We start from the raw sequence: 22,978 nt of genomic DNA on the forward strand, positions 1-22,978 counted from the left end.
CCAATTTTTACAGTATAAATTCCTAAATATACCTATGTACAGGCACTTTTTTAAAAATTTACTTGATTTTTTAATTGCTTTTACGGCATTATTAGTGCTTAGTCCGTTATTAATTCCAATTATAGTTTTACTAGCTTTGGCGAATCGTGGGAAGCCCTTCTTTTTTCAAAAAAGACCGGGTAAAGATGAACATATTTTCAGTATTATCAAGTTTAAAACAATGACAGATGAAAAGGATAGGAACGGAAATCTATTGCCCGATGACAAAAGATTAACCGGCGTAGGTAAATTTGTAAGAAAAACATCTATAGATGAAATTCCACAGTTAATTAATGTCCTAAAAGGAGATATGAGTTTAATTGGTCCCCGGCCGTTATTGCCTCAGTATTTGCCATTATATTCTGAAAGGCAAAAAAAACGTCACGAGGTAAAACCCGGAATTACTGGTTGGGCCCAGGTTAATGGTAGAAATGCAATAAGCTGGACTAAAAAGTTTGAATATGATGTGTGGTATGTAGAAAACCTATCCTTTGGTTTAGATCTTAGCATTATTTTTAAAACAATTAAGAAAGTAATTATTTCTGAAGGAATAAATACCGCCAATATGGCGACTACGGAAGCTTTTAATGGAAAAAATTAGAATGAATATTTACGGAGCCAGTGGTCACGGAAAAGTTGTTTTTGATATCCTGAGTAGTAGGAATATTCAGGTTGATTCAGTTTTTGATGATAATACAGCAATTACAGAATTTCTCGGTTTTAAAGTGACACATGAGCCTAATGAACATCAGCTTAAAACCTCTTCAGTTTTGGCTATTGGTAATAATACAATTAGAAAACAAGTTGCCCGTAGATATACAGGTTTAATAGCTGAAGCAGTAAGTCATTCTTCAGCCATAATTTCTAAAAATATCGAGCTGGGTAAGGGCACTGTTGTCATGCCGGGAGCAATAATTAATGCAGGTACAAAAATTGGCGAACATTGCATTATCAACTCTGGTGCGGTTGTTGAACACGACGTGCACCTGGAGAATTTTGTACATATAGCGCCAAATACTGTATTAACTGGAAATGTTAGTGTGGGAGAAGGAACTCAGGTAGGAACTGGTTCCTCAATTATTCCCGGTGTAAAAATAGGAAAATGGGCATCTATTGGTGCCGGAGCAGTAATTATTGAAGACGTGCCAGACTTTGCTGTGGTTGTTGGCAATCCTGGAAAAATAATAAAATACTTAAATGAATAAAGATAAAATTTGGTTATCATCTCCACACATGGGCGGAAATGAGCAAAAATTCGTCAATGAAGCTTTTGAACAAAACTGGGTAGCACCTTTAGGCCCCAATGTAAATGGCTTTGAAGAGGATATAAAGAATTACCTCTTCAAAGAATCTGGGAAAGAAGGTGCCGTGGCTGCTTTAAGTTCTGGAACAGCGGCATTACATCTTGCTTTAATTATGATAGGCGTCAAAGCCGGAGATGAAGTGCTTTGCCAGAGCATGACATTTGCTGCTTCCGCTAACCCTATTGCATATTTGGGAGCTACTCCAATCTTTATTGATAGTGAAGAAGAAACTTTAAACCTTTGTCCAAATCAACTTAGAATAGCTATTGAGGATAGAATTTCAAAAAGAAAAAAACCAAAAGCAATAATTGCCGTACATTTATACGGAATGCCTTATCAAGTTGAAAAAATAAATGAAATAGCACAGGAATTTGATATTCCTGTAATAGAAGATGCTGCTGAAGCTTTGGGCAGCACCTATAAGGGTGGGAAATGTGGAACTTTTGCAGAATATGCAATTCTTTCTTTTAACGGAAATAAGATTATTACAACTTCAGGAGGTGGCGCTTTAATCGCTAAATCGCAGACAAATAAGGAGAAAGCGGTATTTTTAGCCACCCAGGCTAGAGATGCTGCACCACATTATCAGCATAGTGAAATTGGATATAATTATAGGTTGAGTAATATTTCTGCGGGAATAGGTCGTGGCCAAATGCAAGTTATAGATAGCCGGGTAAGTGCAAGGAGGCAAATGCACGATTTTTATGTAGATTTGTTTTCTGAAATAGAGGGAGTTAAGGTTTTTGAGGCTCCTAATAAAGATTATTTCGCAAATCATTGGCTAAGTGTGATCACTATTGATGAAAATAAGACGGGTGGAATAAATAGGGAAGATTTGCGTTTACACCTCGAAAATCTAAATATTGAAAGCAGACCTCTCTGGAAACCAATGCATATGCAGCCGGTATTTGAAGATGCTGCTTTTTATGGAACAGGGGTTGCAGAGCAATTATTTAAAAACGGACTCTGTTTACCATCGGGTTCCAATTTAACCGAGGAAGAACGAAACCGAATTAAATCTGGAATTTTATCCTGTTTTAGCAACAGAAGTTAATAGAATTATGGGCAATAAAGTTAATAAGGCACTAAGAAATATTTTATCGGGTACCGATAATGCCCTGGATTTAAGAAATATTAAATACCTGCCAAGATGGGCAGTATATTTAATAGATCTTTCCTTAGTGGCTATTTCTACATTGTTTACTGTTTTAATTATAGTAGATCTTACTCCAAACTACTATACTATGCTTAGTTTTTATGATAAAGCATTTATAATAATTGGTGTCCATACTTTCTATTTTTATGTATTTAAGACTTACGCGGGAATTATTAGGTATTCTTCCAATATAGATGCCCTAAAATTACTATTAGCCACAATTAGTTCATTTATCACGTTATTGATTATTAACTATGTAACTTTTTTCATCGTCGGTCAGAAGGTGTTTTTAGTTGGAGGCTTATTAATTAATTTATGTATTTCATTCTCTTTGCTTTTCCTTTTTAGATTGGGAGTAAAACAGATCTATGAATATTTTAAATTGGTTAGTAGGGATGAAGATATATTGAATGCAGTGATCCTCGGCGCCGATGAAAATGCAATTTCCATTGCCGGAGCCCTGGATATTGAAATTCCGAGAAGATTTAAAATAGTTGGATTTTTAACTAACGAAAAGCATAATAAAAGCATTAGGCTACTTGATAAACCGGTAATTAACTATTCAGCTAAAATTCATAAAGCAGTAGAATCGGTTAATGCAGATGCTATAATTCTTTCTGAAAATAGTTTTACGGCTGAAGAAAAATTCAATTTTGTAGAAGACTGTTTAGAGCACAACATTAAAGTCTTTAATGCGCCAATTGTTTCTACCTGGGGGGAAGATAACCAACCAATCGCGAAAAAGGTAAAATCTTTACAAATTGAAGATCTTTTAGAGCGGGAACCCATAAGACTTAATCCGGAAAATAAAATTGAGCAATTAACTGGTAAAACAATTTTGGTAACCGGGGGAGCTGGTTCTATAGGAAGTGAAATTGTAAGGCAGGTTGCAAAATATAACCCTAAAAAATTAATAATTCTAGACCAGGCGGAAACTCCCTTGCATTCCTTAAGTCTCGAAATTCAGGCGAAATTTCCTGAGCTTAAATGCAAATTTATTATTTGTGATGTAGGCAATTTTAAACGTCTTGAATTAATGTTTCAAAACCAGGGAATAGATGTAGTTTATCATGCCGCGGCGTATAAGCATGTTCCGTTGATGGAGGAGAATCCTCACGAGGCAGTTTTTGTAAACATACAGGGAACAAAAAACCTGGCCGATCTTTCATTAAAGTATCAAGTTTCGCATTTTGTTATGGTTTCTACTGATAAAGCGGTTAATCCTAGTAATGTGATGGGTGCTTCAAAGAGAGCTGCTGAAATGTACGTTCAGTCACTTTATCACTCTAGGGTTAAAGAAGATTCAAACACTACAAAATTTATCACCACCCGATTTGGAAACGTGTTAGGCTCAAATGGATCTGTAGTGCCTTTATTTAAAAAGCAAATTGAAAAAGGAGGCCCGGTTACCATTACTCATCCGGATATCATTAGGTATTTTATGACCATTCCGGAAGCCTGTCAGCTGGTTCTTGAAGCCGGCGCTATGGGGAAAGGTGGAGAGATCTTTATTTTTGATATGGGAGAACCGGTAAAAATTATGGATTTAGCCATAAAAATGATTAAACTTGCCGGTTATGATCCTAATAAGAATATTAAAGTTAAGATAACCGGTTTAAGGCCGGGGGAAAAACTTTATGAAGAATTGCTTAATGATGAATGTAAAACACTTCCCACTCATCATAAAAAAATAATGATAGGGCAGGAAGTGGTAAGAGATTACGAACACATTAGTGAAAGAATTGAAAGTATTATTAAATCGGCCAATACCTTAAAAGCGGATAAAATGGTTAAAAAGTTAAAAACACTTATTCCAGAGTTTAAGAGTAACAATTCTATGTTTGAAAGCCTGGATAATAAAGAAGAAGTAATAAGTAAATAAATATAATTGAATGTTTAAATCAATTTGGAGAATTGGATTGTTTCTTATTTCGAGTATTATAATTTCAAGTTGTGCCACTAAAGATGACGTGGTGTATTTTCATGGATCAGAAAGCCTCGAGGGAAAAGAAAACCTGTTGGATTACGAACCGCGAATTGAAGCGAATGATGTTTTACGTATCAATGTTTCTTCATCTTCTGTGAATGAAGAGATAGTAGAACCGTTTCGTATGAATCAGCAAGGACAAGGAAGTGGCGGTGGCGGAGGTGGCCAAAATCTCTCCTTAACGGGTTACTTGGTAAGTCCGCAAGGAACTATTAATTTTCCTGTTCTCGGAACCGTAGAAGTAGAAGGCCTAACCCGAACAGCAATTCAGCAGAAATTGGAGGAGCAAATTTCAGAATATGTGAGGGATCCCGTCGTAGATGTTAGAATCGTCAATTTTAGTGTAACAGTGTTGGGAGAAGTTGGTTCTCCCGGCAGAGTTCAAATTACCGATGGACGTATTACTATGCCAGAACTGATTGCCATGAGCGGGGATATTACCTATAACGGTAGGCGAGAAAATATTAAGATTATTCGCGAAGTAAATGGTATTAAAACTGTGGGACATATTGATATGACAGAATCTGATTTGTTTGATAGTCCATTCTTTTACCTTAAGCAAAACGACCTGGTGTATGTAGAGCCAACTTATAGAGCTGTTAAATCAGCTGGATTTTTTACCAGCTACCAGGGTATAATTTCAGTAGGAACTACTATTATTAGTCTTTATCTTTTAATCAATAATCTGTAAATGGAAGAACTAAACGACTTCACCGAAGAGAAGGAAGAATCGAATTTTGATTTAAAAGCAGAGATTTATAAGTATTTAACTTATTGGAAATGGATTCTTTTAGGTTTTCTAATTGGTGGATTATTAGCCTATTTATATAATAGATATACAATCCCAAAATATAGTACCCAGGCTACGATGATGATCGTCGACGATCAGGAAAAAAATGCAATGAATGCTACCCCGTCTGGTGGTGGAGCCATTTTTTCTTTAGAAGATGACGGAATTCAGAATCATATTGAAAAACTTAAGTCTAAACAACTTGTAGAAAGCGTAGTTGATGAATTAGATCACAATATCAGCTATTTTATTGAGGGAAATGTAATTACTGTAGAAGCTTATAAATCCAGCCCTGTTCTGATAGAATTTATTACGCCAGATACAATTGTACACTCAATATCCAAAAATCTGGTGGTGACACCTAACTCAGATACTTCTTTTACACTAGAGGAAGAGACTACTGGATATTTTGAAAATCACAATATAGGAGAAGTCATTAAATTAGACGACCTGGAATTTACAATTCTTCCCAAATCGGGGGAAGAAGAAGGTACTTTTAGAAAAACGAGTTCCGTAAATATTAGAATTCAACCTTTGCGCAGTGTAGCTGCCGAGTATATTGCCAAGTTGCAAATTGCTCAAAAAGGCCAGGCCAAAGATATTTTAGCTTTAAGTTTAGTTCAGGCTTCTTCAGGAAAATCAGAAGATTTTCTGAATAAATTGATGGAGCGTTTTAATGAAGAAGGAGTTAAGGATAAACAAGAGGTTGCAGAAAATACTACCAAATTTATTCAGGATAGACTTGAAATGATCACTACCGAACTGGACTCTGTAGAAGGTGGAATAGCCGAATTTAAGAGAGAGAATCGTTTGATGGATATTTCTAGTGGTGCATCTGAGTTTCAATCAAAATTTTCTGCAGCCGAACAGGAGATTTTTACGTTGGAAACGGAATTATCCCTGCTTGAATCTATAGAGGAGGTTTTACGAAATCAAGGAAATTATGAATTATTACCCGAAGTAGGAATAAGTGAAGGTGGAGTTGCTGGACTAATAAACTCATACAACACGCTTGTGATGGAGCGTAATATGTATTTAAAAGCCGGAACTGAAAAAAATCCTATTGTAGAAACTATAACCGAGCAACTTGATAGTTTACGAGAAAATCTATATGAGAATATAGAAAGCACAAGGCGTTCGATTAATGTCAGGCTGAGGGAACTTAATCAACGGGAAAATGTCGCCCAGGGCCAGTTTAGCACCTTCCCCGGTTTGGAAAAAGGGATGCGAAGTATAGAACGCCAACAGCAAATTAAAGAACAGCTCTATTTATTTCTTTTACAAAGAAGGGAAGAAGCCGCTATCTCCTTTGCGGCTACCGCTTCTGTTGCAAGAGTAATTGATGAGGCATTTACGAATAACTCACCGGTAGATCCGAAACCCTGGTTAATTTTGGTAGGTGGATTTCTAATTGGATTAATTATTCCTATTCTTATCATTTTTGCTAAGAATATGTTAGATACTAAAGTTCACCATAAAGGAGAATTGCAAAGTCTAACTAAACATGTGCCATTTATTGGGGAAGTACCTCGAATAGGCAGTGACCAAAGCGAACAGATTGAACTTAATGATAGATCTCCCCTGGCAGAATCCTTTAGAATTTTAAGAACCAACCTGGCGTATCTAATTCAGAATAAAAATAAGGATCGAGGTGAGGTGATTTTTATTACTTCTACTATTAAAGGAGAAGGAAAAACCTTCATTTCATACAATATGTCGCGCACATTAGGAAGTACCGGCAAAAAAGTGCTTCTAATTGGTGCTGATATTAGAAACCCTAAATTGCATCGATATGCCGATGTTGCTATGGGTGAGAAAGGATTATCAGATTATCTTTATGATTTTGAAGTAAGCGAAGAACAAATTATTTCAAGAGATCAGAGCGGTAGTATAAAAATGGATATGGTACTTTCTGGACCGATACCTCCAAACCCTGCAGAATTACTAATGAATGACCGTATGGAGGAGCTTATTAATTATGCGGCGAAGCTTTATGATTATGTTCTGGTTGATACTGCACCAACAATGATTGTTACAGATACCTTGCTTATTAGTCCGTTGGCTGATACTACACTTTATGTAGTACGAGCAGATCTAACCGATAAAAAAATGTTAGATTTCCCAAAAGAACTCAAACAACAGGGAAAAATTAAAAGTCCGGCGATAATTCTGAATGATGTAGATTATTCTAAATTCTCTTATGGAGCTAAATACGGTTATTCTTATGGTTATGGTTACGGCTACGGTGTAGATAAAGAATCCCGTTGGCGACGAATTAAAAACACAATGTTCGGTAAGAAATAATACACTGCTAAATTTGGTGGTATAATAAAATAAAATCCAGAGCTATATTTAATTAAATAAAGCTTTGGATTTTTCAATTACCGGCTCAATTAACTTTACCCGATTTTTCTTCAGTTTAAGATTTCTTATTTTTTCAAGATGTTCCATACGGTGCGCATCGCTACTAATAAAATCTATCATTCCGTTTTCCAGTAGTTGTAATGCTTTTTTGTGGATTCCCGTCCCGTAGTGAGTGCTTAAAGAAAGCATATTAAGCTGAAACTTACAGCCTCTTGCTTTTAAATCTTCATATTTATTGAGGCTGTTTCCGTGGTAAAATGCATACCGCTCTGGATGCGCTAAAATTGGTTTCAGATTTTTACTCTGAATTTTAAAAAGGATTTCAGCTAGATTAATTGGCGCCTGGAAATAAGACATTTCAACTAAAACATAGTTATCTATTACATTTAATACGTTTTCCTTTTCTAATTGATCTATTAGAAATTGATCCATCATATACTCTCCGGCAGCTTTTATTGAGTTTCCGTTAGGTAAATAAGTTTTTACCTTTTCCAGGGCTGGAAGTATTGTCTCTGGTGTATTTGGATAGAACTCTCCCATTACGTGGGGACTGGCCACGAAGTCAGTTACTCCAAATTCGTTAAATTTTTGGATCATACTCAAAGAATCTTCAACTTCTTTAGCACCATCGTCTATTCCAGGTAACAAATGGTTATGGAAATCGGTAAAACCTTCCAGTAAATCGGCTAAGAATATTTTTTTCTGAAAAATGGATAGCATTTCTAAGTTTTAGAAGCATAAAATTACATATTTTTAAATCAAATTAAGCATATTTGAATTGTCTTAAAGCCTACTTATGAAACACTATTTTCCTACATTTTTATTTTTATTACTGTTTTTATCGGTTAATGCCCAGCAAATAGATTTTAAGGGCAATGTAAATGCTACCGGCTTACTTTTTAGTGAAGACAATTCTCCTTTTTGGTTACACACCAACCAACGCGGCAGAATAGACGAACTTACTAATTTATCTGGTTTTGCAACTATTGCGGGAATTTATAGGTTTTCTGAAAATGCCAGTTTAGAAGGAGGTTTGGGAGCGCTTTATCAGGATGGTTATACAGATGCTTTGCAGTTAGACGAGGCTTATCTGGCTTTTAATAATTCCTGGCTGGGAATTGTAGCAGGTCGCAAACAACGTCAAGAATTATATAGAGGACTAAGCGCTACAAATCAAAGTATTCTATGGTCTTTAAATGCGAGACCATTACCCGGAATAAGATTTTTCACCAAACGCCCAATCTTTTTTAAAAACAATCGTGGGCTCGGTTTTGAAGCTTCCCTGGAGGAATATTTTATGGATGACGAGCGCTATGTTGAAGATACAAAGCTTCATCATAAAAGCTTTCATTTAGTTTATAAATCTTCACCGCAATTCCAAATTTCTGCAGGTTTAAGGCATTTTGTTCAGTGGGGTGGTACACATCCCGAATTTGGCGATTTACCTTCAGATTTTAAGGCTTATACAAGAGCAATTACTGGTAGAGGAGTAGGAGATGATACCGGCGACGGAATTTCTGAACAGGAAATTAATGGCCTGGGAAATCATTTGGGAAGCTACGAGGTTAATATTAAAACTATTCTGGCCAATTATAATGTTGAAATTATTTACAACCATTTATTTGAAGATGGCTCTGGAAGTTTACTTAGAAATACACCAGATGGCCGCTACGGGGTTTTTATAGAAGATCCTACAGCAACTATAGATTCCTGGATTCAGGCGGTGATGTACGAGTTTTATTATACTAAAAACCAGAGTAAAAACACCCCCACAACAGATGGTCAGGATAATTATTTTAATAATAACCTGTATCGCTCCGGATGGACCTATGAGAATAGGGTTTTAGGTCTACCGTTTATTACACTGGGTCCAGATAGGTTTAGAATAACTAATAATAAAGTACTTGTTCACCATATTGGTTTAAGCGGAATGGCTTTCAGTAAAATTCCTTACAAATTCCTAGGAAGTTTTAGAAAGAATTATGGAGGTAAAGGAAGCGCTAACACAAACGGGCAACATGTACTTTCAACTTATCTTGACTTAAATTTGTTACAAAATATAGTGAATATAAACCTTCAATTGGGAGCTGATTTTGATGAAATTGAAGGCTCTAATTTTGGCGCAGGAATTTCTGTTTCCAAATCATTTTTATAACAGCGCCGGTAACTTTAAACTCCCCCAATGAAGAAATGCACCACGCCTGTATTAAAAATAAACGAAGCGTATAAGATTTTATCCTGGAATTCTTCTGCGGAAATTTTTGTAAAAGAAAATTTCAATAAACATTTAGCAACTCAAATTGGTATTTCAAAAGTTTTTTCTGCAGAAATATGTAAAAAATTTAAAAGTGATTTTACTTCAGGCGAAGGTATTATTCATAAGCTATATTCATTTTCAGAATCAGAGAATTTAAAAATACTGTGTAGTCCCTGTTTAAACGAAAATGGTGATGTAGAAGCTTTTTCTATATGTTTAAAATTAGTCGATAAAAATGATGCTGTCTCCCCCGAGAATATAATTCAGGCAAAAAATGTTGTAGAGAACTCTTCATTGGCAATTTTCCTTTCAGATCCTAACGGGCCGGTTATAGAGGTTAATAAAGCTGCTTGCAGGATGTTCGGTTATACTTTTGAAGAGTTTAAGCGGCTAAGCAGGGAAGACATTATACTTAAAAACGCAAATTTAAAGAATGCGCTTAACCAAAGAAATTTGGTGGGGGAATTAAGACATGAATTAACAGGAATAAAGAAAAATGGAGAGAATTTTCCGTGCGAAGTACACTCGGTTATCTATACAAATCATAATGGAGAACAGAGAACCAGTACTGCAATTATAGATATTTCAGACAGGAAAAATCAAGAAATAATTGCAGAAAACAGTATGCAGGCGTTTCAATCTTTATTCGATTATAATCCCGATGCAGTATATTCCTTTGATCTAAAGGGGAATTTTATCGATTTTAATGAAACTGCATTAGAATTTATTGAAGGAACAAAAGAAAATGCGAAAGCGGCGAATTTTTTGCCTTTAATAGCTCCGGAAGATAAAGAGCGCGTGTTGAATATTTCTCTTAAAGCCGCTTCAGGAGAGATTCAACGTTATCAAACTAATTTTATTGGTCTTAAAGGGACTAGAAGAGTTCTGGATGTCACGAATTTTCCCATATATGTTAACCGAAAAATCACTGGTGTATATGGGATTGCCAAAGATATTACCCGGCAGGTTGAAATTGAACAGAAATTAAGGGAAGAACGTAATATGTTCCGGGCAATTATAGATTATATTCCAGACCATATATTTGTGGTGAACCAAAATCACGAAATCATTTTAACCAACTATGCTTTTTACAATAATTATTTAGGTGCTGAAACTGAGGAAAACAGTTTAGGGCTAACTCCCAAAGATTTTTTTTCAGAAAAAGAAGCTTTAGAAATAATAGATGATAATACGTGGGTGATGAATTCGGGCGTACCAATTATAAATCGCGAAGATATTATTAGAGATTTTAATGATAAAATTGATTACACGCTGTTAACTAAAGTGCCCTTTAAGTTTGGAGATAATAAAAAAGGATTGGTGGGAATTTCCCGGAATATTACTGAAATAAAACAAAAAGAAGAAGCCTTAGAATTATTAAACCGTGAATTAAAAAAACATACCGAAGAGCTTGCACTCTCTAATAAAGAGCTCGAGCAGTTTGCTTATATCGCTTCACACGATCTTCAGGAACCGCTTAGAATGGTAACCAGTTTTCTTACACAACTTAAGAAAAAGTACAGCGATCAACTTGATGAGAAGGCCCAGCAATATATTTATTTTGCCCACGATGGTGCTACCAGAATGCGACAAATAATATTAGATCTACTTGAATATTCAAGGGTTGGGAGAGGAGAGTATCAGGTTGTGGAAGTTAATACTAAAGATTTGGTTTCTGAAGTTTTAATGCTTCAAAAAAGATGTATTGAAACGCAAAATGCAGAAATTAAATTAGGAAAACTACCAGATTTAAAAGTTGAAGAGCTTCCTTTAAAACAGTTATTTTCTAATTTAATTGGAAATGCATTAAAATACCATTCTAAAGATCGGCGGCCTGTTATAGAAATTTCAGCTGAAGAAAAAGATGTTTACTGGGAATTTAAAATAAGCGATAATGGTATAGGAATTGAGGAAGAATTTAAAGAAAAGATATTTGTGATTTTTCAGCGTTTACATCATCGTGATGAATATGAAGGCACTGGAATAGGATTAGCAATTTGTAAGAAAATTGTAGACCACTTTGGAGGTGAAATTTGGGTAGAATCAGCGTATGGTAAGGGTAGTAGCTTTTATTTTACAATCCCAAAACAATTTTAGTATATTTACTAATCTATGTAATTTAAATTCTTTATTGTTTAGTCCGGGTTATCTTGTCTTTTCAATTTATAAGCTGAAAATTTTTTCAGAAGTTGGCTATTAAATTACTGAGGTTTAAAATTATTTTAAATGACGAAAAATTCCGGGGAATTAAAAATCTTGGTTATTGAAGATAACCCAGGTGATTTTATGCTTATTGAAGATTACCTGTCTGAAGAACACCATGCCCTGGAAATTCAGCGTGCCGAGAACTTTAAAATTGCTAAAACGATTCTTCAGAAAACCTCAGATTTTGATACTGTTTTACTCGATTTATCGCTTCCAGATATTAATAATACAGAATTACTTGTAAAAGATATCCTTGCATTTTCTAACGGAACGCCTGTAGTTGTGCTTACCGGTTATACCAATAAAGATTATGGTGTAAAAACACTTTCCTGGGGAGTTTCAGATTATTTGCTGAAAGACGAAATAAATGCTTCCATTTTATCTAAAAGTATCCATTACAGCATGGAACGGAGGAAAGTACAGCATCAACTTTATGAATCTGAAGAAAAATATCGTACTCTCTTCGATTCAAGTCCGCTGCCAATGTGGGTTTTAGATAGGAATACTCTAGAGTTTTTAAGTGTAAACCAGGCTGCTATAAATTTATACGAATATACCCGCGAAGAATTTATGCAGATGTCTGTAAGAGATTTATGGGCAGATGATCAAGCGAGAATTGAAGAAACTGTAGAAGAAAATTTTCACGATTTTTTTACTTTAAAAGTCAAGCATTATACAAAAAGTAAAAACCTGCTTTATATAGATGTGCAGAGCAATCCTATTCTATTTGGTGGGCGCGAAGCCAGGGTTACCCAGGCGCATAATATAACCGAAAAGTTAAAAGCCGAAGAAAAATTAAGGCACAGCCAGGAGCGTTTTAAAGCCCTGGTTCAGGATGGTAGCGATCTTATAAGTATTATAGATCAAAATTTTCATTATGCCTATGTAAGCCCCAGCGTAAAGAATATTTTAGGAGTAGATCCCGAAAAAATTGAAGGTAGAAATGTATTTGACTTTATACATAGGGAAGACCGTGAGAAAATCGAAGGCAAAATCCAGTATTTAGGCAGCAGAAAATCCTATCAGTTACCTTCCTATAGATATAAAGATGGGAAGGGAGAGTGGCGTTGGTTTGAAACCATAATTAGTGATTTAAGAGATGATCCTGCTGTAAAAGGATTAATTGCAAACTCCAGGGATATTACCAAAGCTAAGGTACAGGAGCAGCAGTTAAGGGAAAGCCTGGAGCGGTACGATATCGTTGCTAAAGCCACCAGTGACCTTATCACCGATTTTGATGTTGAAAAAAATGAATTTCAGTACAGCAATGCCATATACGATATCTTTGGTTATTCCCAAGAAGAATTAGAAACCTCAAAAGAATGGTGGCAGGATAGAATTCATCCTGAAGATAAACCACGTGTTATTGAAGCTGCCAAAGGAATATACGAGCGTGGGCAAAAGATCCTTGGAATAGAATACCGTTTTAAATGTGCAAATGGAGAATACAAATATATTCTTGATCGTAGTTATGTAATAACCGATGCTACCGGGAAACCCTCGCGTATAATTGGTTCTATGCAAGATATTACCGAAAGAAGAAAATACATTAACGCTATAGAACGCAGTAATGAAAGGCTTCGCGAAATAGCATGGACACAATCTCACGTAGTGCGGGCGCCATTAGCCAGAATTATGGGGTTAATAGAATTACTGAAAAATCAGAGAAATAACCTTGATAATATTGAGGAAATTATAGATAATATCTTAAATTCGTCTGAAGAGCTTGATAAAGTGATTAGAAAGATCACCATTAAGACTGAAGAAGAATTCTAAGCTCTAGCCCTAAATTTCTTATAATGCTTGAAGTACTTATCGTAGATGACGATCAAATTGTGGTATTTATTCAGAAGAAAATGATAAGCAACCACGAGATCGCCCAAAACCCTATAAGCTTTAGTCAGGCGGCAGATGCTTTAAACTATATTCTAGAAGATCAAAATCACGCCAAGAAAAAGGATTTTCTTATTCTTTTAGACATTAATATGCCTAATATGAATGGTTGGGATTTTTTAAAGCGTTTAGAAGCTCATCCGCAAAAATCCAGGTATCACGTTATTATGGTAACTTCTTCTATAGATGCAAAAGACAAAGAAAAAGCTAATAATTATAGCACAGTACGTTCTTTTATAGAAAAACCAATCTCTGCTGCAGATTGTGAGAAAATTAAAGAAATTTCAGAAATAAGTCATTTTTTCGAAACGGCTTAAACACCGTTTTCCCTGGGTTCTGCATCATCAATTTTCTCCTGGGCCCATTCTTTTTCCTCTTCATCAGGTTCAGGTTTTTCCTGTTCTTCTTCGGCTGGGCGTTCAAAATTTAAATTAATATACATAGGAAAATGATCTGATCCCATAGGTTTTTCTCGCGCAATTTCTATTAAAGTAAAATCGTTGCTATGAAAAACGTGATCTAGCGGCCATCTAAAAAAGCGATAACCGGCGTGAAAAGTATTAAAAAAGCCTCTGCCTATCCTGGGATCTAATAACCCGCTCATTTGCTGAAATAATCTTGTGGTGCGGGACCAGGCAACATCATTTAAATCTCCAAAAACCAAAACGCTATCATCCTGTTCTCTAACATCCCTTCCCAACATCAATAATTCGGCATCACGGTTGGTAGAAGTATCAGCTTCAGACGGGCTTGGAGGTCTTGGGTGCATACAGTGAATTCTAACTTTGGTATTATCGTCTAGACGTACAAACCCGTGTATAGAGGGGATATCATTTTTTACTAAATATCTAACTTCGGTTTCTTCTAATTTTAGTTTAGAATAAAGATGCATTCCGTAGAGGTTATCCATAGGCACTTTTACGGTGTATTTATACTCTTCTTCTATTTCTTTAAGTGCTTCTTCCCACTTTTTATCAGATTCCAGCGTAAGAAGAATATCGGGTTGCCGCCTGTGTACAATTTCAAGGAGTTTGTGATACTGGGTGTTGGGAGTGAGTACATTACTTACCAGAATAGAAATATTATCGCTGGGGTCACCGTCCTCAAATTTCATTACTTCTTTTTTTGCGAACCAGGTGTATGGAAAAATCTTATGAAGTTGATAAATAAGACTTAGAATAATTAAAGCAATAGCTATAAAATGAATAGTTTCAGAAAAATCAAAAATAATAATAGAGATAATTATAACCGTGCTAATTAGAATTGAAATTTGAATACGAGGGAAATCGAAAGCACGAATCCACCATTGGTCAAATCGTGTGGCAGACGCCAGGCTTGGAATTAGAAATATTCCGCACAATACTAGCATTATAATTTCTGAAACCTCCATAGAGCTTGCTCGATAACCGAGTTTTAAATGCATCGAGGCTTGCCTCGAAAATTAAACAATAGTTTTACTTAGAACTTATAAGAAAGCGCAAGGCCTTTAGTGTTAATTCCCGTACCGTTAATATTAAAATTAGCGGTAGGATAAAGATCAATATTTTCTTTACCTTTTTTATGCAATTCAGGAATTAATATTCCACTAACGGCACCTACTACGGCACCTGCAATATTATCTGTAAGAAAATGTTTTCCGGCTTTTGTTCTTAAATATCCCATTAAAACCGAAACTCCTGTGGCTCCACCCCATACAAAAGGAACGGCCTTAGAATCAGGGTGAAAATCATTAAAAATTTTGGCGGCAAAAAAACTACCGGCAGCAGCAACTGCAGTGTGCCCTGCAATAAAGGAGCGTTGTGCACCACCCTCGGCACGTTCGTCCATCGGAAGATTTTCATTATAAACAAGAGGTCGGCTTTTATCTATTAAACCGGCAGTCATAGTATAAAAGACACCCGTAGTAGCCATAGTTTCTACAAATAAAACACTTATTTGTCCAAAATTATTTCGCTCTGCTTCACCGGGCAGTAAAGCAAGTGGAGCGGCCAGGGCTGCATAAAAGGGTATATAGCTTAAAGCATCAGCTTCTTCAGAATAATTTCCTGCTGCCCAACGATCTATTCCCCAAATATTATTTTTATCTAAATCTGCAACTTCAGCTTCAGTAAGTGCATCTTTATTCTGGATAAAAGTGAATCCTAATACATTTAATCCAACGGTACCGGCAATATAGGCGCCATCTGTCCAGGCATGGGTTTTATAGGGGGAACCCTGGGAAAAACTAGTATAGCTAAGAACAAAACAAAAACTGAGTAAAAGCAAATTTTTCATTAATCTCTTATTGTGGTTTTAATTATATTCAAATCTCTTAACTACATTGTAAACACTGAAGTTTTTAAGAAAAGAATAACAATATTAGCCTTCTAAATATAATATAAGCAATTTTTAGATTAACATAAGTTTAATTCCTGTTGCAGCTAAAGATTTTCCAATTCTATATAAAATACCGTAATTTTAGAATATGAAGAAGAAAGATTATAGACAGGGAAGCGGATTTGTTTTTAATAAGTTTGAGGAGCTTGAAAAGTCACCGTTTGACAGGCTTTTTGAAGTTTTTAAAGAATTAATTACTCATACTTCAGGAGATTTAGATGAAGCCCTGGATTGGCTGAAACAGTTAGACGACGAATACAAATTAACCACAGAAGATTACACCCTGAATGATTTTGTAGAAGACCTTAAAAAGAAAGGTTACATAAAAGAGGAAACGGAAGACGAGGGTGGAGGCATGGGGATTACAGCCAAAACCGAACGAGCTATTAGAAAACAGGCTTTAGACCAGATCTTCGGAAAACTGAAGAAAAGTGCCTCAGGAAGTCATAGAACCAATCACGTAGGTAGGGGAGACGAACATACGGGTGATTTCAGGAATTTTCAATTTGGAGATTCGCCCGATAAGATTTCGGTAACCGAAAGTTTAAGAAATGCCCAAATTAATCACGGTATCGGGAATTTTAATATGACTGAAGAGGATTTAGTGGTGGAGGAAACCCATTATAAATCCAGGATGAGTACTGTACTTATGATAGATCTTAGTCATAGTATGATTTTATATGGTGAAGATCGTATTACTCCTGCGAAAAAAGTAGCGATGGCTTTGGCCGAATTGATTACAACAAGATATCCAAAAGACAGTTTGGATATTATTGTTTTTGGAGATGATGCCTGGCCGGTTTCTATTGCCGATCTTCCTTATCTTAAAGTAGGACCATACCATACCAATACCGTGGCGGGTTTAAAATTGGCTATGGATATTCTTAGAAGAAAAAGGAGCACAAACCGTCAAATCTTTATGATAACCGATGGAAAGCCGAGTTGCCTACGAGAACGCGACGGCTCTTATTATAAAAACAGTATGGGTCTTGATCCTTATATTTTAGGCAAATGTTATACAATGGCCCGCCAGGCAAGGAAATTACATATTCCTATAACTACATTTATGATAGCGCAAGATCCTTATCTAATGCAGTTTGTAAGGGAGTTTACCTATGCTAACCAGGGGAAAGCTTTTTACACAGGCTTAAAAGGCCTTGGAGAAATGATTTTTGAAGATTATGAAACCAATAGGAAAAAGAGAATTAGGGGGAATTAAAGAAGTCAAACTCCCCGTTTTGGTTTAGCAATAGAATTTTAATAAACCATCATCCTGAACTTGTTTCAGGATCTAAGATGTTAGAAATCATAATGTATTAGAAGCTGAAACAATCCCGAGGCTTCGGGACAGCTGGACGTAAATAGTTAGAAAAAGCATTCCGAATTTTAAATCAGAAATAAAAAATAAATATGAAAATAGAAAATATAAATACACTGGGAGAACTTAAAAAATCTGGATATAAAAGTCGCGGTATTAAGGAGGAACTCAGGGAAAATTTAATTGAAAAAATAAAGAAAAATGAACCTACTTTTCCAGGCATTCACGGTTATGAAGACAGTGTAATTCCTGAAATGGAACGCGCAATTTTGTCCCGTCATAATATTAACCTACTTGGGTTAAGAGGCCAGGCGAAAACCCGTCTCGCACGTTTAATGGTGAATTTACTGGATGAATACATGCCGGTGATTCAGGGTTCAGAAATTAACGACGATCCTTTAAATCCAATTTCCCGTTATGCTACAGAGTTAGTAAAAGAAAAAGGAGATGAAACCCCAATTAGCTGGGTACATAGAGAGGAACGATTTTTTGAAAAACTCGCTACACCAGATGTAACTGTAGCCGATCTTATTGGAGATGTAGACCCAATTAAAGCTGCAAATTTAAAATTAAGCTATGCCGATGATCGTGTAATCCACTTCGGGATGATTCCGAGGGCCAATCGTAGTATTTTTGTAATCAACGAGTTACCGGATTTGCAGGCGCGAATCCAGGTAGCTTTGTTTAACATTCTTCAGGAAGGTGATATTCAAATTCGCGGCTTTAAATTAAGATTACCGTTAGATCTTCAGTTTGTATTTACCGCTAACCCCGAAGATTATACCAACCGTGGTAGTATTGTAACTCCTTTAAAAGATAGAATTGGCTCCCAAATATTAACGCATTATCCAGATAGTATTAAGATTGCTAAAACAATTACCGCACAGGAAGCAAAACTGGATAAAAGACAAAGCGAATTGGTTCATGTACCAGAACTCGCTAAAGATCTTTTGGAGCAAATTAGTTTTGAAGCTCGTGAAAGTGAATTTATAGATGAAAAAAGCGGAATTAGTGCCAGACTTAGTATCACGGCTTATGAAAATCTACTAAGTACAGCAGAAAGACGTTCATTGAAATCTGGAGACGATAAAACCTTGTTGAGGTTTGGAGACTTTCTGGGTGTAGTTCCTTCCATTACAGGAAAAGTAGAACTGGTTTATGAAGGGGAAGAAGAAGGAGCTGCCAGTGTTGCCCTTCAGCTAATTGGAGATTCAGTAAAAACTTTATTTCCGCAGTATTTTCCTAAGATAGAAAAGTTACAAAAGCCTGATGAAACCACCCCTTACGACGATTTAGTAGAATGGTTTTTTGAACAAAGCGGTTTTGAGTTACCCGATGATCTTTCAGATGCAGAATACAAAGAAAAACTGGATTCTGTAGCACCTTTAAATGAACTGATTAAAAAGTATCAACCTGAATTTTCAGAGAAAGATTCTTACTTTTTAAAAGAATTTTTGCTTTGGGCTTTGGTAGAATACAAGAAACTAAGCAAGCATCGTTTTGCCACCGGTGTTCAGTTTAAAGATCTCTACGGAAGTTATATAAGTGATCTTTAAGTAATTATTAAAATAAAACGAAAAAATACCCGGTTAAATTATTAATCGGGTATTTTTTTTATTGAATAAAATGAAATTCATAATTCTGCCGGTAAATTGTCATTTTTGTTTTTATTACACTTAAAAATATATACTTTTATCACCAGAATAAGGTCAAAAATGAAGATTACAGAAAGCATAAATTTCGGCACTTCAAGAAGCGTTTTTAACGTGGGCATTTCTGGCATGACGATTATTCGTATTACCCCTTTTGGGGTATAATTCTACATAGCACTTCCGTACACGCCTGTTTTTTTAAAACACAATCATTCTAATTTAACTAATTTGACTTATGAAAGTCCTAAAATTCGGAGGTACCTCTTTGGCCTCTCCAGAACGAATAAAACTCGTAGCTAAAACTGTTCAAAAACATTTAAAAGAAGATAAAACCCTGGTAGTTTTTTCCGCTTTTGGCGGAGTTACCAACGATTTGCTGGAAATGGCAGATCTTGCTTCCCGTGAAGATCTTGCATACAAAGAGATTCTTATAAAAAATGAAAAAAGACATCTTGAAGCCGTTCGTGAGTTGATTCCGGTAAACGCTCAAAGCAGTATTTTAAGCAAAGTAAAAACCGAACTTAATCGCCTGGAAACTTTGTATGAAGGTGTTTATTTGCTCAACGAACTTTCTAATAAAACCCGCCATGTAGTTGCTGGTTTTGGGGAAGTTTTATCTTCTTTAATTATTGCTGAATATTTCAAAAATCTTGGCGTAAACTCTCAATATATAGATTCTCGTGAGCTAATTGTTTGTAAAAATACCAATGAAAAAGTTCAGGTAAATTATGCACAAACCAATGCGAATATTGAAAACTATTTTGAAACAAAAGATGCTTCGTTATATATCGCACCCGGTTTTGTTTCCCGCAACGAACAGGGCGTTCCCAGCACTCTTGGCCGTGGTGGCTCAGATTTTACTGCGGCGCTTTACGGTGCTGCTTTAGATGTAAAAGAAGTGCTTATTTATACCGATGTGAACGGAATGTACACCGCCAATCCGCAAATTGTGCCACACGCATATCCGCTAAAGGATATTTCTTACCAGGAAGCGATGGAATTATCACATTTTGGGGCTAAAGTCCTTTATCCGCCAACGCTTCAACCTTTACTGGATAAACAAATAAATATCTTAATAAAAAACACTTTTAAACCAGAAGAAACTGGAACCCTCATTTCCAAATCTTCCGATAAGAATTTTCGTTGGGTTACCGGGATAACGCATATAGATTCTATAAAACTTCTAAATATTGAAGGCAGCGGAATGGTGGGTATTCCAGGCTTTTCCAAAAGATTTTTTGAGGTGCTTTTTCAGGAAAACATCAATGTGGTTTTAATTACGCAAGCCTCTTCTGAACACAGTATCTGTATCGCCGTAAAAGATGATGAAGCTCAACTCGCTAAAGAAGCTTTAGATGAAGCTTTTGAGGTTGAAATTCAGTATAAAAAAATAAAACCGGTAGAAATTGAAGATAATGTTGCTATTGTAGCACTTGTAGGGGATAGGATGAAGAGTCACCACGGATTAAGTGGAAAAATGTTTAGTGCCCTTGGTAACAATAACATTAATATTCGGGCAATTGCCCAGGGATCTTCTGAAAGGAATATTTCTGCGGTTATTTCTAAAAAGGATGTAAAAAAAGCGCTTAATACCTTACACGAACAATTCTTTGAAGTGCCTTCTAAAGAGCTCAACTTGTTTATCACCGGGGTTGGAAATGTGGGGAGTAAACTCCTAAACCAATTGAAGAAGCAGGAAAAATTCTTATTGGAAAAACTTCGGTTAAAGGTTAGGGTTCACGGCTTATCTAATTCCCGAAAAATGCTTTTTGATGAAAATGGGATTGATCTTGAAAATTGGGAAAAAGCTCTTGAAAAAGGAGAAAAAGCAGATAAGGCTGAATTCTTTAAAAAAGTGGACGAATTTAATTTACGAAACAGCATTTTTGTAGATAATACGGCAAGTCCCGATATTTCAGCCTGGTATAAAGAATATTTAGCAAATTCGGTTTCGGTGGTAACCTGTAATAAGATTGCCTGTGCAGATAGTTTTGAAAACTACCAGGAATTACAAAACCTGGCCCGGGAATATGGTGCTTCATTTTTATACGAAACCAACGTGGGAGCCGGTTTGCCTATTATAGATACGCTAAAAAACCTGGTTGCTTCGGGAGATAGGGTTACTAAAATCCAGGCCGTACTTTCTGGTAGTCTAAACTTTGTATTCAATACCTATAAAGCTAAAGATCCTTTCTATAAAACTGTAGAAATGGCAATGAAAGAAGGTTATACAGAACCAGATCCTAAAATTGATTTAAGTGGTGTAGACGTTGCACGTAAAATTTTGATCCTTGCCCGGGAAAGTGGTTACGAAATGGAGCTTGAAGATATTGAAAGTGAAGATTTCTTATCTAAAGAAAGTTTGGCAACCACTAATAATGAAGATTTTTTCGAGTTGCTGAAAAAAGATGAACCAAAATTCCAGGAAATCTATAGATCGGCAGAAGAAAAAGGAGAACAATTAAAATACGTGGCGCAACTTGAAGATGGAAAAGCTGTGGTAGGACTACAATCGGTAGATTCTCAGCATCCATTTTATAATTTGAGCGGGAGCGATAACATTGTGTTATTCTTCACAGAACGTTATCCAGAACAACCTTTAATTGTAAAAGGAGCCGGTGCAGGAGCCGAGGTTACCGCTTCGGGAATATTTGCCGATGTAATAAGAATAGGAAAGAAATAGGTGATGGATAAAATAAAACTATTTGCACCGGCAACGGTGGCTAACCTTTCTTGCGGATTTGACGTGTTAGGCTGTTGTCTAGACGGAGTTGGTGACGAGATGATTATTTCGAAAAATTCAGAACAAAAACTTAGAATCACTAAAATCACCGGCCAGGATTTACCTTTAGAGGTTGAAGAAAACGTGGCCGGGGTTGCGGCAAATGCTATGCTTGCCGAATTAAATGAAAAACAGGGTTTTGATATTGAAATAAAGAAAAATATTAAAGCCGGGAGTGGAATTGGAAGTAGTGCAGCTAGCGCTGCAGGCGCCGTTTTCGGAATTAATAAATTGCTGGGTGAACCTTTTTCAGCAAATCAATTAATAAAATTTGCGATGGAAGGGGAACGTCTTGCAAGTGGAAATGCTCACGCCGATAATGTAGCCCCGGCACTCTTGGGCGGTTTTACCCTGGTGAAAAGCTACGAACCTCTGGAGATAATTAGCCTACCTGGTTTGCCAGAATTAAGAATGTTGATATTGCATCCATTAATCGAGTTAAAAACCCGAGATTCAAGGTCGGTAATTAGGCAAAATGTAGAACTAAAAAAAGCAATTAGCCAATGGGGGAATTTAGCAGCACTTGTAAGTGCGCTTTACACCCAGGATTATGAACTTTTAGGCCGAAGTTTAAAGGATGAAATTATAGAACCGGTGCGATCTATTTTAATTCCGTATTTCGATGAACTTAAAAATTTGGCTGCAGCAAATGGAGCCCTTGGTTTTGGAATTTCGGGTTCGGGACCTTCAGTTTTTGCTATGTGCAAAGGTGATACGGTAGCCGAAAAAGTAAAAGCCGAATTCCAGGAATTTTATCAGGATAAAAATATAGATTTCGATCTGCATTTATCTAAAATTAATCCCGAAGGCATAAAAATACTATCATAATGAAACCAGCATGATGCTGGACCCTGA

At 36.1% G+C, this 22,978-nt stretch carries 17 protein-coding genes; 14 read left to right on the plus strand and 3 right to left on the minus strand.

Annotated features, from left to right (window positions below; all coding sequences use genetic code 11):
* The first annotated feature begins 34 nt into the window (after positions 1 to 34).
* From J0871_RS10345 to J0871_RS10370, 6 genes are read left to right on the plus strand one after another with little or no spacing between them, the layout of a single operon-like run.
* On the plus strand, positions 35 to 640 hold the full coding sequence (locus tag J0871_RS10345) for a sugar transferase (protein ID WP_208225154.1): 606 nt from the start codon (positions 35 to 37) through the stop codon (positions 638 to 640).
* 1 nt (position 641) lies between these two features.
* Entirely contained in the window at positions 642 to 1,244 is a 603-nt protein-coding gene (locus tag J0871_RS10350; protein ID WP_208225155.1) for an acetyltransferase, read from the plus strand.
* A complete protein-coding gene (locus tag J0871_RS10355) occupies positions 1,237 to 2,397 on the plus strand; it encodes an aminotransferase class I/II-fold pyridoxal phosphate-dependent enzyme (protein WP_208225156.1) in 1,161 nt (386 codons plus the stop codon). Before J0871_RS10350 ends, J0871_RS10355 begins: the two co-directional genes overlap by 8 nt.
* Before the next feature lie 7 nt (positions 2,398 to 2,404).
* Positions 2,405 to 4,381 carry a nucleoside-diphosphate sugar epimerase/dehydratase gene (locus J0871_RS10360; protein WP_208225157.1) on the plus strand — a complete coding sequence of 659 codons (1,977 nt, stop codon included), beginning with the start codon at positions 2,405 to 2,407 and terminating at the stop codon, positions 4,379 to 4,381.
* 10 nt (positions 4,382 to 4,391) lie between these two features.
* Positions 4,392 to 5,177 (plus strand): polysaccharide biosynthesis/export family protein, encoded by a 786-nt coding sequence (locus J0871_RS10365; RefSeq protein ID WP_208225158.1) that lies wholly within the window; start codon positions 4,392 to 4,394, stop codon positions 5,175 to 5,177.
* Complete coding sequence (locus J0871_RS10370) at positions 5,178 to 7,580, plus strand: polysaccharide biosynthesis tyrosine autokinase (RefSeq protein ID WP_208225159.1); 2,403 nt, start codon at positions 5,178 to 5,180, stop codon at positions 7,578 to 7,580.
* Positions 7,581 to 7,628: 48 nt separating this feature from the next.
* Here the strand turns inward: J0871_RS10370 and J0871_RS10375 are convergent, their stop codons facing one another.
* On the minus strand, positions 7,629 to 8,360 hold the full coding sequence (locus tag J0871_RS10375; RefSeq protein ID WP_208225160.1) for a CpsB/CapC family capsule biosynthesis tyrosine phosphatase: 732 nt from the start codon (positions 8,358 to 8,360) through the stop codon (positions 7,629 to 7,631).
* Positions 8,361 to 8,436: 76 nt separating this feature from the next.
* Here J0871_RS10375 and J0871_RS10380 point away from each other — a divergent pair, with 76 nt between their 5' ends.
* The 4 genes from J0871_RS10380 (at position 8,437) to J0871_RS10395 (ending at position 14,312) form a co-directional block, all read left to right on the plus strand.
* Positions 8,437 to 9,795 carry a capsule assembly Wzi family protein gene (locus J0871_RS10380; protein ID WP_208225161.1) on the plus strand — a complete coding sequence of 453 codons (1,359 nt, stop codon included), beginning with the start codon at positions 8,437 to 8,439 and terminating at the stop codon, positions 9,793 to 9,795.
* A 27-nt stretch (positions 9,796 to 9,822) separates the two neighbouring features.
* Complete coding sequence (locus J0871_RS10385) at positions 9,823 to 11,994, plus strand: PAS domain S-box protein (protein ID WP_208225162.1); 2,172 nt, start codon at positions 9,823 to 9,825, stop codon at positions 11,992 to 11,994.
* A 129-nt stretch (positions 11,995 to 12,123) separates the two neighbouring features.
* Positions 12,124 to 13,878, plus strand: a complete 1,755-nt coding sequence (locus tag J0871_RS10390) for a PAS domain S-box protein (RefSeq protein WP_208225163.1) — start codon at positions 12,124 to 12,126, stop codon at positions 13,876 to 13,878.
* A gap of 23 nt (positions 13,879 to 13,901) precedes the next feature.
* Positions 13,902 to 14,312 (plus strand): response regulator, encoded by a 411-nt coding sequence (locus tag J0871_RS10395; protein WP_208225164.1) that lies wholly within the window; start codon positions 13,902 to 13,904, stop codon positions 14,310 to 14,312.
* On the opposite strand, the gene J0871_RS10400 is transcribed toward J0871_RS10395, so the two are convergent.
* Complete coding sequence (locus tag J0871_RS10400; protein WP_243870460.1) at positions 14,309 to 15,418, minus strand: endonuclease/exonuclease/phosphatase family protein; 1,110 nt, start codon at positions 15,416 to 15,418, stop codon at positions 14,309 to 14,311. The genes J0871_RS10395 and J0871_RS10400 overlap by 4 nt on opposite strands.
* 35 nt (positions 15,419 to 15,453) lie before the next feature.
* Positions 15,454 to 16,269, minus strand: a complete 816-nt coding sequence (locus J0871_RS10405) for a phosphatase PAP2 family protein (RefSeq protein WP_208225165.1) — start codon at positions 16,267 to 16,269, stop codon at positions 15,454 to 15,456.
* A 190-nt stretch (positions 16,270 to 16,459) separates the two neighbouring features.
* Here J0871_RS10405 and J0871_RS10410 point away from each other — a divergent pair, with 190 nt between their 5' ends.
* The 4 genes from J0871_RS10410 to J0871_RS10425 all read left to right on the plus strand — a co-directional run bounded on the left by J0871_RS10410 (position 16,460) and on the right by J0871_RS10425 (position 22,951).
* Positions 16,460 to 17,590: a hypothetical protein gene (locus J0871_RS10410; protein ID WP_208225166.1), complete on the plus strand. Its 1,131-nt coding sequence runs from the start codon at positions 16,460 to 16,462 to the stop codon at positions 17,588 to 17,590.
* A gap of 191 nt (positions 17,591 to 17,781) precedes the next feature.
* Positions 17,782 to 19,245 carry a magnesium chelatase gene (locus J0871_RS10415; protein WP_208225167.1) on the plus strand — a complete coding sequence of 488 codons (1,464 nt, stop codon included), beginning with the start codon at positions 17,782 to 17,784 and terminating at the stop codon, positions 19,243 to 19,245.
* 331 nt (positions 19,246 to 19,576) lie between these two features.
* A complete protein-coding gene (thrA, locus tag J0871_RS10420) occupies positions 19,577 to 22,024 on the plus strand; it encodes a bifunctional aspartate kinase/homoserine dehydrogenase I (protein ID WP_208225168.1) in 2,448 nt (815 codons plus the stop codon).
* A 3-nt stretch (positions 22,025 to 22,027) separates the two neighbouring features.
* Positions 22,028 to 22,951, plus strand: a complete 924-nt coding sequence (locus J0871_RS10425) for a homoserine kinase (RefSeq protein WP_208225169.1) — start codon at positions 22,028 to 22,030, stop codon at positions 22,949 to 22,951.
* Positions 22,952 to 22,978: the final 27 nt, after the last annotated feature.

It is taken from the genome of Salegentibacter sp. BDJ18 (assembly GCF_017579965.1).
Taxonomy (GTDB): domain Bacteria; phylum Bacteroidota; class Bacteroidia; order Flavobacteriales; family Flavobacteriaceae; genus Salegentibacter.